Source organism: Variovorax sp. 20P10.2.4, assembly GCF_058244205.1.
Genome location: NZ_JBZAYE010000210.1, coordinates 1 through 10,988, shown reverse-complemented (window position 1 = coordinate 10,988; position 10,988 = coordinate 1). Strand labels below are relative to the sequence as shown.

Annotated in this window: 10 protein-coding genes; 4 read left to right on the top strand and 6 right to left on the bottom strand. The window is 70.2% G+C overall.

The genetic code is table 11. From position 1 onward, the window contains the following. Nucleotides 1-133: 133 nt before the first annotated feature. Nucleotides 134-1,387: a CaiB/BaiF CoA transferase family protein gene (locus AC27VN_RS19875; RefSeq protein WP_490877612.1), complete on the bottom strand. Its 1,254-nt coding sequence runs from the start codon at nt 1,385-1,387 to the stop codon at nt 134-136. A gap of 289 nt (nt 1,388-1,676) precedes the next feature. On the opposite strand from AC27VN_RS19875, the gene AC27VN_RS19870 reads away from it, so the two are divergent. Further along, nucleotides 1,677-2,435, top strand: coding sequence for a short-chain dehydrogenase/reductase (locus AC27VN_RS19870; protein WP_490877611.1), 759 nt, complete (start codon nt 1,677-1,679; stop codon nt 2,433-2,435). Nucleotides 2,436-2,489: 54 nt separating this feature from the next. Here AC27VN_RS19870 and AC27VN_RS19865 read toward each other — a convergent pair whose 3' ends face one another. From AC27VN_RS19865 to AC27VN_RS19850, 4 genes are all read right to left on the bottom strand, one after another. Continuing rightward, entirely contained in the window at nt 2,490-3,476 is a 987-nt protein-coding gene (locus AC27VN_RS19865) for a Bug family tripartite tricarboxylate transporter substrate binding protein (RefSeq protein WP_490877610.1), read from the bottom strand. 106 nt (nt 3,477-3,582) lie between these two features. Continuing rightward, on the bottom strand, nt 3,583-4,200 hold the full coding sequence (locus AC27VN_RS19860) for a TetR/AcrR family transcriptional regulator (RefSeq protein WP_490877609.1): 618 nt from the start codon (nt 4,198-4,200) through the stop codon (nt 3,583-3,585). A 73-nt stretch (nt 4,201-4,273) separates the two neighbouring features. Then, on the bottom strand, nt 4,274-5,236 hold the full coding sequence (locus AC27VN_RS19855) for an NAD(P)-dependent oxidoreductase (RefSeq protein WP_490877608.1): 963 nt from the start codon (nt 5,234-5,236) through the stop codon (nt 4,274-4,276). Nucleotides 5,237-5,344: 108 nt separating this feature from the next. Next, the gene (locus AC27VN_RS19850; RefSeq protein WP_490877607.1) at nt 5,345-7,042 is read right to left on the bottom strand and encodes a sigma-54 interaction domain-containing protein; all 1,698 of its coding nucleotides are present in this window, start codon (nt 7,040-7,042) and stop codon (nt 5,345-5,347) included. Nucleotides 7,043-7,212: 170 nt separating this feature from the next. On the opposite strand from AC27VN_RS19850, the gene AC27VN_RS19845 reads away from it, so the two are divergent. Beyond that, nucleotides 7,213-8,118, top strand: coding sequence for a TRAP transporter substrate-binding protein (locus tag AC27VN_RS19845; protein ID WP_490877606.1), 906 nt, complete (start codon nt 7,213-7,215; stop codon nt 8,116-8,118). Nucleotides 8,119-8,137: 19 nt separating this feature from the next. On the opposite strand, the gene AC27VN_RS19840 is transcribed toward AC27VN_RS19845, so the two are convergent. Beyond that, entirely contained in the window at nt 8,138-9,397 is a 1,260-nt protein-coding gene (locus tag AC27VN_RS19840; RefSeq protein WP_490877605.1) for a porin, read from the bottom strand. A 367-nt stretch (nt 9,398-9,764) separates the two neighbouring features. Here AC27VN_RS19840 and AC27VN_RS19835 point away from each other — a divergent pair, with 367 nt between their 5' ends. Further along, the gene (locus AC27VN_RS19835) at nt 9,765-10,544 is read left to right on the top strand and encodes an enoyl-CoA hydratase-related protein (protein WP_490877604.1); all 780 of its coding nucleotides are present in this window, start codon (nt 9,765-9,767) and stop codon (nt 10,542-10,544) included. 19 nt (nt 10,545-10,563) lie between these two features. Beyond that, the coding region (locus AC27VN_RS19830; protein WP_490877603.1) for an AMP-binding protein at nt 10,564-10,988 on the top strand (425 nt) is incomplete at its 3' end.

Below are 10,988 nucleotides of genomic sequence, written 5' to 3'. Positions count from 1 at the left end.
TCGCCGCGAGCTCGTTCCACAAGTGGCTCGCGCAGGACACCTGGCCGCAGGAGCCGAACGAGAAGGCGCTGCTGGCCTTCGCGCTCGAGCGCGGCGTGACGGGGATGTGAGGCGGCGCGCGCGGGCCGCGGCGCTAGATCACGCGCCGCTCGCGCAAGCCCTCGATCGCCGCCGGGTCCACGTCCGCCCACTGCGTCAGCACCTGCACCGTGTCCGCGCCGAGCGTCGGTGGCGGCCGCGTCGATCCTTCCGACGCGCCGTCGAAGCGGATGCCGAGGCCGATCTGCGGCAACGGTCCGCGATCGCTGTCCACCGCATAGAGAAAGCCGCGCTCGCGTAGCGCGGTATCGGCCGCGACTTCGTCCACGCCATGGATCGGCCCCGCGGGCACGCGCTCGCGCGCGAAGGCCGCGAGCCAGTGCGCGCGCGGCGCGGTACGCAGCAGGGCCGCGATCTTCTCGACCAGCGGCGCGCGCGCACCGCGCCGCAGCGCGTTGGTCGCGAAGGCCGGGTCGTGCGCGACCTCGGGCTGCCCCACCGCCTGCCAGAAGCGCGTCCACACCGCGTCGTTGCCGAGCGCCAGCGTGATCGGCTGGTCGGCCGTCTCGAACACCTGGTAGATCGCGATCACGCTGTCGCGCCCGCCCGAACGGCGCGGCAGCTCGCCGCCGCCGAGATAGGGCAGGATGCGCGGCGACATGAAGCGCGTCATGCTCTCCACCATCGAGATGTCGATCGCGCAGCCTTCGCCGTTGCGGTGGCGCCGCTGCAGGGCCGCCAGCGTGGCGAGCGCCGCGTCCTGCCCCGCCAGCAGGTCCGCGGCCGGCGTGCCCACCTTCTGCGGCGGCGCATCGGGCTCGCCGGTGAGTGCCATCACGCCCGAGTAGCCTTCCGCGACCAGGTCGTAGCAGGGCAGGTCGGCGCGCTCGCCCTCGCCGCCGAAGCCGGTCAGCGAGACGTGGATCAGTCCGGGCCTGAGCGCGCCGAGCGTCTGCGCATCGAGCCGCAGCTTGCGCTGCACGCGCGGCACCAGGTTCACGATCACGACGTCGGCCTGCGCCACGAGCCGGCGCAGGATCGCGTGGCCCTCGGGCTGCGCATGGTCGAGCGTGATGCTGTGCTTGTTGCGGTTGACGCTCAGGTACCAGAGCGACTCGCCGTGCAGGAACGGCGGGCCCCAGGCGCGCACGTCGTCGCCCTTGCCCGGCGGCTCCACCTTCACCACGGTCGCGCCCATGTCGGCGAGCAGCTGCGCCGCATAGGGACCGGCGATCGACGAGGTCAGGTCGAGGATGCGGATCCCCTCGAGCAGGTCGAGGGGGGCGGAGCGCTTGCGCGGCAGCGTGTCGAGCGGAATCTCCGCCGGGTTCGGTGTGGGGGATGACATGCGGGTCTTTCCGCAACGCCCATGCCAATCGCGCGCTGCCGTGCCTTCGCTGCGAAGCGCATGCCAAAGTTCCCGCCGCGGCCCGCGCGCCGCTGTTCGCAGCGCGGACACTGCGCGCGCGCCGGTCGAAGGCTGACCGCCGCGACGACATCGGCGCGCCCGCATCGCGCTGAACCACGCCCTTCCTCGCATGGCATGCGCGTTGCGGTAGCGAAGCCAGCCGCCGGCCTTTCGCCGCAACGCGGGGCGGCCGGCATCCCATCCCCATCGAAGCATTGGAGTCAACAAAGTGGATCTGCAACTGTCCGGCCGAACGGCGCTCGTCACCGGCGGGTCGAAAGGCATCGGTTTCGCCTGCGCGAAGGCATTGGCTGCCGAGGGCTGCCATTTGCGGCTGGTCGCGCGCGACAAGGCCGCGCTCGTCGAAGCGCGGGACACGCTGCGCGCCGCGCACGACGTGTCGGTCGAGATCTTCGAGGCCGATCTCTCGCGCCTGCCCGACAGCCTCCTGGTCGACGCCTTCCCCGAGGTCGACATCGTCGTCAACTCCGCGGGCGCGATCCCGCGCGGCGGCCTGCTCGACGTCGACCCCGGCGCGCTGCGTGATGGCTTCGAAGGCAAGCTCATGGGAACGATCGCGGTGTGCCGCGCCTTCTACCGCCGCATGCGCGAGCGCCGGCGCGGCGTGATCCTCAACATCATCGGCATCAGCGGGCTGCGTCCGAATCCGAAATCGATCGGCACCTCGTCCGCGAACGCGGCGCTGATCGCGCTGACCCAGGCGCTGGGCGCGGAAAGCGTCGATCACGGCGTGCGCGTGCTCGGCGTGAACCCGGGCCTCGTGCGCACCGGCCGCACCGCCTCGTTGCTCAATCCCACGCAGGCCGCCGACAAGGCCTACGACGCATTGCTCGCCTCGCTGCCCTTCGGCCGCATGGCCGAGCCCGCCGAAGTGGCCGACCTCGTGAGCTTCCTGGTGTCGGAGCGCGCGTCCTACCTCAGCGGCGAGGTGATCTCGATCGACGGCGGCTCGCGCTTCCGCTTCTAGTCCGGGCATCGCCCCGTCGGCACGCGCGGCATTCGGCGTGCCGACGGGGCCGGCTCATTCGAGCTTCACGCCCACCTTGCGCACCACCTCGCCCCAGCGCGCGGTCTCGCCCGTCACGAAGTCCGCGAACCCGGCCGTGTCCATCGCGGGCGACTCGGCCCCGATCTCCGCGAGCCGCTTCACCATTGCCGGGCTCGCCATGATCCGTCGCACCTCGGTGTTGATCCGCTCGACCACGGCCCGCGGCGTGCGCGCCGGCGCGAAGAGGCCGTACCACTCGTTGAGGTCGAAGCCCGGGTAGCCCGACTCGGCGAGCGTGGGCAATTGCGCGAACGCCGCTGGCCTGCGCGCTCCGGTGGTCGCCAGCGCGCGCAGCCGCCCCGCGTTCACGAAGGGCATCGCACTCACCGGGCTGTTGATCAGCACCTGGATGTTGCCCGCGGCCGCATCCGACAGCGCGGCCGACCCACCCTTGTAGGGCACGCTGACGATGTCCACGCCCGCGACCTGCTTGAGCAGCTCCATCGACAGGTGGCCCGACGAGAGCTGGCCCGCCTGGCCGTAGGCCAGCGCGCCGGGCTTCGCCTTCGCGAGCGCGACCAGCTCCTGCACGTTGCGCGCCGGCACGCCCGGATGCACGGTGAGCAGCCCCGGCATCAGCGCCACCATCGCGACCGGCGCGAAGTCCTTCAGCGAGTCGTAGGGCAGTGCCTTGTTGACGTGCGGATTGATCGCGTGGGTGCTGATCAGCAGGCCCAGTGTGTGGCCATCGGGCGTGGCCCGCGCCAGCGTGTCGGTGCCGATGATGTTGTTGCCGCCGGGCTTGTTGTCGATGATGACGGGCTGCCCGAGCGCTTCGGCCAGCTGCTGGCCGACCGCGCGCGCCAGCACGTCGGCCGAACCGCCCGGCGCCAGCGGCACGATGATGCGGATGGGCTTCGACGGGTAGGCCTGTTGCTGTGTCTGTGCAGGTGCGCCGCCGGCCGCGAGCAGCAATGCCGCGCCTGCCGCGGCCAGAAGAATTCGTCGCTTGTCTCTCATGGTGTTGTGCTCCGCAAAAATCGGAAAGGCGTGGACCGATCGCCACGCCTGCGAACCGCAAGCAACATGCCGAGACCGATTCGATACGATCCGTATCGAAAAAAGCTCAGCGTTTGGGTGCGCGCGACGGCGGCCGCACCGAGATCCCGTCGAGCACGATCTGCAGCAGCGTGTCGATGAAGGCGACGTCGAGCGCCGCGTGGCCGATGATCAGGCGGTGGAACAGCGGACCGTAGATCGCATCGATCACGCGCTCGAGATCCAGGTCGTCACGGAACACGCCGTGCTCGACGCCGCGCATCAGCGCCGCCTTCGCCACGCCGCGGCGCGGGTTGAGGTAGCCGTCCGACAGCAACTGCATCGTGCCTTCGTCGGCCAGGCCCGAGCCGATGATGGTGCGCAGCGTCTGGCCCTTCTGTCCGCGGTACACGCGCGCGAGCCGGTGCACCTGCACCTCGATGTCGCGGCGCGGATCGTCGGTCACCGGAAAGGCGATGCTCGGCGCCACGGCCGTCAGGTAGGCCTCGACCGCGAGCGCGCCCTTGTGGGGCCACCAGCGGTAGATGGTCGCCTTGCCCACGCCCGCGCGGCTTGCCACGCCCTCGATCGACAGCTTGCTGTAGCCGAGTTCGTCGAGTAATTCGTGCGTGGCGGCGAGGATCGCTTCGTGCGCGGCGGTGTCGCGCTGGCGGCCCGGCGAGCGGGGAGTGGCGGAGGTGGTCATAGCGTGGAAGAGGGAAGCGAAGGCATCGTAGCGTCATCCCCGCGCGCCGCCGTGCGGCACCCCGCGCCGCGCGTCAGGAGGGCAGGGGCAGGGCGGTGGCGCGCAGGTCGGCCGCGCGTTCGAGCTGGCGGATAACGGTGGTCATGTCGGCATCGGGTCCTTCGATGCTGGACGCGCGCCGGTAGCTCTCGATCACCGCGCGCGCCACCTCGACCGGCACGCCGGCCGCATCGGCATCGCGCAGGAACTGCGCGCCGTCCTTCAGCACGATGCGCAGCGCGGCGCCCCAGTCGAAGCTGCGCGTGAGCACGGCCGCGGGAATCTTCGTGAGCGTCGCGCTGTTCTGGCCGCTGCCGCGGTTGAACACCTGCACGATCATCGCGGGGTCGAGGCCGGCCCGGGCGCCGACCACCAGCGCCTCGCAGGCCACCGCGAGATTGGCGGCCGAGACGATGTTGTTGATCAGCTTCATCTGCTGCGCCGCGCCGGGCCGTTGCGACACCACGATCAGGTGGGCCGAGTAGCTCTCGATCATGGGCCGGCAGGTGTCGAGGGCCTCGGTGCTTGTAGACACGATGGAGGTCAGTCGGCCCTCGACCGCGTTCGCGGGACCGCCGGTGACCGGGGCGTCGACGGTCATACACCGCGTTAGCGTATTTTGGAACTCCTCGACCAGAGCCGAGCCGGTGGTGCCGAGGTGCACGTAGTGCGTCATGCGCCGGCCCTCGCGCAGTCCGTCCGCGCCGAGCACCACGGCCCGGTAGGCCTCGAGGCTCGGCAGGCAGCAGAACACCACCTCGCAGCGCTGCGCCACCTCGCGCGGCGATGCCGCCGACTGCGCGCCGAGGGCCGTCACCGCCTCGGGGCTGGTGTCGTGCACCACCAGCACATGGCCGCGCGCCATGAGCCGCTGCGCCATCGGAAAACCCATCGCGCCGATGCCGATGAAACCCACCGGCGCCGCGCCGTTTGCCTGTATCGCCAATTGCCTTCTCCAGATGCCTGTGGCGCTCGAAGGGTGCAAGCGTTGTGCCATCGCGAAGCAGGGGAGGGAACGCCACGGTTCGTGCCCGTGGTGTGCACGGCGCGGGCAGACTGTCGTTCGCCGCGGCACGCGCGCAGGCAGAGGCGGACAGCGCGCACTTCACAGCGGTCCCATCTCCGCGAGCCGCTTGTAGAGGTACGAGCGCGAGATGCCGAGCTCCGACGCCACGCGCAGCTTGTTGCCCTTGAAGCGCGCCATGCCATCGCGGATCAGCGACATCTCGAGGCTGCTGACTGCTTCGCGCACCGGGCCCGTCGAGATGGTCGACGTGACCGAAGGCAGCGGCCTATCGCCCGGTCCGCCCGGCCCGCGCGGCGCGAGCAGCGAGGCCATCGCCGAGCCGCCCGCTTCGCCCTCGCCAAGCAGGCCGAGGTCGCCGGGGCCGATCTCCTCGCCCTCGGCGAAGATCACGCCGCGCTCGAGCGTGTGGATCAGCTGCCGCACGTTGCCGGGCCACGGCTGGCGCACCAGCAGCTCCATCGCGGCGGCGCTCACGCGCTTTCTCGCGGTGCCGTGGCGCTGCGCGAAGTTCTCGAGTGCATGCTCGACCAGCAGCGGGATGTCGTCGCGGCGCTCGCGCAGCGACGGCACGTGCAGCGTCACGCCACTGATGCGGTAGAACAGGTCGAGGCGGAAGGACTTCTCGGCAATCATCCGCTGGAAGTCCACGTTGCTCGCCGATATCAGGCGGAAGTTCGAGCTGCGGTTGCGCTCGCTGCCCACGCGCTCGAAGGCGCCGTCCTGCAGCACGCGCAGCAGCTTGACCTGGATCTCCAGCGGCATGTCGCCGATCTCGTCGAAGAACAGCGTGCCCTCGTTGGCTTGTTCGAACTTGCCCTTGCGGCCCTTGCGTTCGGCGCCGGTGAAGGCGCCGGCCTCGTAGCCGAACAGCTCGCTCTCGACCAGCGTCGCGGGCAAGGCCGCGGCATTGACCAGCACCAGCGGATTGTCGCGCCGCATGCTCAGCAGGTGCAACGCATGCGCGACCAGTTCCTTGCCTGTGCCGCTCTCGCCGACCAGCAGCACGGGCACGTCGAGCGGCGCCACCTTCACGATGTCGTCCTTGAGCTTGCGGATCACCGCGCTGTTGCCCACGATCTGTTCGAGGCCGAGCGAATTGGTGCGCCGGTTGGTGAGCTCGCGCCGGTAGAACGCGACCTCGGTGCGCAGCTGGCTCAGTTCCGCGTTCATCGACTGCAGGTGCTCCGGGCCGCGGAACATCACCTGGCCCACCGCGCCCACCAGCTCGCCGCCGCGCGCGCGGATCGGCACGCGCGAGACGATGCGCGTGGCGCCGCGCATCTCCTGCGTCTGGCCGATCTCGGCCTTGCCGGTACGCACCACGGTGTCGAGCCGCGTGTTCTCGATCACCTTGGTCACGTGCTTGCCGATCCAGTCGGCGCGTTCCATGCCGAAGAACTTCTCGTGCACCGGGCTCAGGTAGCGCACCACGCCCGCGCTGTCGACCACGGTCATGGCCTCGTAGGGACTGGTCAGCAGGTGGCGCAGGATGTCGCCCGCGAAGGGCACGGCGTTCACGAAATTGAGCAGCTCGTCGTTGCAGCCGTCACTCAGGGCGAAGAAGGCGCAGGCCTGGTCGGCCTGTGTCGCCAGCACGCACAGCGACATGTCGCCGCTGCGCACGCTCCACAGCGCGCCGAGCGCGTCCTCGGCGCGGCGCCAGCGCTGGATCACCGCGGTGGCCACGGCCGCGCGCGACATCACGCCCGAGGAAAAGACGATCGTTCCGCCCTCGTCGACGACGAGGACACCCATCATCCCGTGCTGTTCGGTCATCGTTTCGTCCTGTCATGTGGCGTCGGTGCGCCGTTGGCTTCCGCTCGATACGCCACGGTCTATTGCGTTTCGAGCCGTATCGTATCGATAATATTTGCCACTGTCGCCGGCGAATGCACCCGATGCGGGTAAACACGAGGATGCCGGCGACGCAACCGAGGCAACGGGACATGCACAGCGAAATAGAACTCAAGGCGGTGACCGACTTCCCGCTCGCGCATCCGCGCGCGCCGTACTTCGAGGCCTTCGCGCGCCGCTTCGCGCTGCTTGGCGGAGGCCGTGCGCGCATCCACCTCGAGTCCGACCCGCGCCATGCCGAGGCTGCGGGCCTGCAGCGCGTGCGCGAGGGCGAGGCCGACCTGGCCTGGGTCAGCGTGGCCTACATGGAGCAGCTCGCGCCCGCGCTCGGCGCGGCCACCTTGCCCTTCGTTCTCACCGACAGCGCGATGGCGCGGCCCGGTGCGCTCGCGCGCGCGATGGCGGTGTTCAACCGCGTGCTGGCGCCGCAGGGCCTCGCGCTGCATGCGGTGATGCGTGGTGCCGAACAACTGATGGTGTTCCGCACGCCGCCCGATGCGCGCGGCGCGCGCGAGGCCGACCTGCAGTCGCTGCGGTTGCGCGTGACCGGCCCTGGGCATCTCGGCGAACTGGTGCAGGCGCTGAATGGCGAACCGGTGCCGATGCCGATCCACCGCGTCGGTGCGGCACTGCGCGCCGGCGAGATCGATGGCCTGATGTCCTCGCCCGGCGTCTGGCTCACCGTCGCGGCGCAGCAGGCGCCGGTCGCCTGGCGCGTCGAGGAGATGAGCCTGCTGACCTACTGGTTGGTCGGCCGGGCCCAAACGCCGGGTCGGTCCGAAGTCCGCGCGTGGCTGCAAGGCGCCGCCGACGAAGCGGTGAACGCGCAATGGAATGCGTTGCGACAGGACGACGAACGCGTGCTCGCCGACCTGGCCGCGCGTGGCCTCGTGCTGCGCACGATCGCCGACACCGCGGCCTGGCGCGAGCGGCTGGCGCCGATGGCGCGGCGCTTCGAGCGCGCGCACCCGGGCGTGATCGCCAGCCTGCTCGAGTGACGTTGAACGTCGCGCGTCGTCAGAACGCGTGCCGGATGCCGAAGTCGTAGCCGCGCGAGGACCGCGGCTGGTAGTTCGCGTTGTTGATGAAGGCCGGTCCGTTCACGACCAGGGCCGCGCCATTGCGGTTGTTGACCTGCGCGACGGTCGCATAGAGCGCCGTGCGCTTCGACAGGTTGTGCACATAGCCCAGCGCGATCTTGTGGGCACGCGGCTGCGGCTGCGCAAGACCGGGGGCCGTGCCGAGGTCGTATTTCACCGCCGAGTAGCCCGCGCGGATCAGCCCGGGCCCGATCGGCGCGGTCAGGCCGAGCGAGTAGCCCTGGACCTCGACATCGGGGCGCCGCGTCGCGAGTGGCGTGAAGTCTTCATGCGAGCGTACCGACGTGGAGCGCGAGTATTCGGCGAAGAGCTTCACCGGCCCGAAGTCATACGACGCACCCGCATTGAGGTTGCGCACCCTGTCCGTGGTGCCCGCGTAGTAGCTGTCGCCCGTGACGAAGGAAGCGGCCGAGATCGCCACATCGAGCGGTCCCGAGGCATAGCCGAGCCGCCCGGCCACGTAGCTGCCCGCGCGCACCGACGCCACCGCGCCCGAGTTGACCGCGCCGTTGGCAGCGAGGCCCGGCGGCGTGGTGCCGCCCGGCGAGAACTTGTCGCGCTCGTGGAAGGCGTACTGGAACTGGCCGTAGACGCCGCCCAGCGTCGGCGGCAGGAAGTACGAGATCGAGTTGCCGATGCGCGTGTAGTTCGCGTTGGCGCCGAAGCCACCCGCGGCGCCCGAGGGCTCGAAGATGTTCGCGGTGTAGATCAGGGTCGTGCCCACGCCGTTGACGCCGAAGGGGTCGAAGGCCGAGTCGTTCCAGAAGGTGGTGGTGTAGTCGCGGCCGATGCGCACCTCGCCGAAGGCACCCGACAGGCTCACGGTCGCGCGCCGCGCGAACGAGGCGATGCCCTGCTGCCCGTCGTCGTTGGTCACCGGCGCTTCGAGCCAGAAACCCGCGGCCAGACCGCCGCCCAGGTCCTCGGTGCCGCGAAAGCCGATGCGGCTGCCGTTGTAGCCCGAGTTGCGAAGTTCGGTGCGGCTCACGCCGACACGATCGGGCCGCAGCGCGAGCGCGGCCAGCGTCGGCGAGCGCGCATCGGAGCGGCTGCTGTAGCCGCTGAGCGTGGCGTCGATCACGCCGAAGACGGTGACGCTGGATTGCGCGAACGCGCCGCCGCAAGGCGCGGCCAACACGGCGAGGAAGGGAAGGTGGGCGCGAAGGGTTCTTTTCATGTCTCGGATTTCCTGGTTGATGGTGCGGAGCTGAAGGCCGTTGCGACGAGGCGCGAGGCCGTCGAGGCCTGTCGGGGCAAGCTCCATGCCACGCGGGCTTCGCCGCATCGACGCCAAGGGCGGCACCCCGCGCCGCGGCGCGCGCACTGTCGGTGGCGAAGACAGGCGAGCGGCGATCTGTCCGGCCTGAATGCAGTGGCGCGCAACGAAGCGCGTGCGTCGTGGTGATTCGAGACCCTGCGTCTCGGTGAAAGCCGCCGTCCTCTCCGAGGAGAGCGCCTGCCCTCCGGCCTCTCGTGGCGCGCATGCCTCGCTTGTGGCACGGCGATTGCGGAGACAGCGTACGCAACCCATCGGAGACAGATCAATGGCCTTTGAAGAAATCACCTACGCGGAGGACGGCCCCGTCGGCACGCTCACGCTCAATCGCCCGCACGACGGGAACATGTTCACCGAGCGCATGTGCCACGAGATCCGCGACTGCATCAACCAGGTCCGGCGCGAGACGCGCACGCGCGTGCTGGTGATCACCGGCGCGGGCGAGCGCTTCTTCTGCCTCGGTGGCCGCAAGGACGGCATGGAGGACACGCTGCTCTATGCCGGCGTGCTGCCCACGCTCGAGATGTACGAGAGCATCGACCGCCTGCAGAAGCCCGTGATCGCCTCGGTCAACGGCCTGGCCGTGGGCGGCGGCAACGTGCTGCAGATGGTATGCGACGTCACCATCGCCAAGGCCAGCGCGGTGTTCCGCCAGGTCGGCCCGATGGTCGGCAGCTTCGATGCGGGCTATGGCACCTGGTACCTCGAGGACCTGGTCGGGAAGAAGCGCGCCAAGGAGATCTGGTACAGCAATCCGAAGATCCCGGCCGCCGAGGCGCAGGCCATGGGCCTGATCAACCGCGTGGTGCCCGACGACACGCTGCAGCAGGCCACGCGCGAGTTCGCGCTCGAGATCGCCGAGCGCGGTGCCTTCGCGCTGGCCTCGATCAAGGCGGCGTTCAATGCGCGCCACGGCGGCGTCGGCGGCCTCTCGCGCATGGCGCACGACCTGCTGCTGCGCGGCTACCTCAACACCGACGAACATGCCGAGCTGGCCGACGCCTTCGCCGCGCGGCGCAAGCCCGATGGCTCCAGGTTCGGCCACTGACACGCGCGTGGAGCCCAACGTGACCCAGATCCTCACGCTGCACGACCCCGAGACGGCACGCGGCCACTACCTGTCGGGCGTGTGGCAGTCCGACACCCTCTACGGCCTGCTGCGGCGGCATGCCGAGCTGCGCGGCACCGCGCTCGCCGTGCGCGACCTGCACCATCGCTTGAGCTGGAAGGCGCTGCACGAGTGGGTCGACGTGCTCGCCGACGAACTCGACCGCGCCGGCCTGCGCGCCGGTGACCGCGTCTCGGTGTGGATGCCCAGCCGCGTCGAGGCCGTGGTGGTTTTTCTCGCCTGCTCGCGCAACGGCTATGTGTGCAATCCCTCGCTGCACCAGAACTACACGCTCGACGAGGTCGTCGGCCTATTGGAACGCATCGGCTGCGCGGCCTTCTTCACGCAGGCGGGATACGGTGCCGACGCGGCGCGGCACGACGT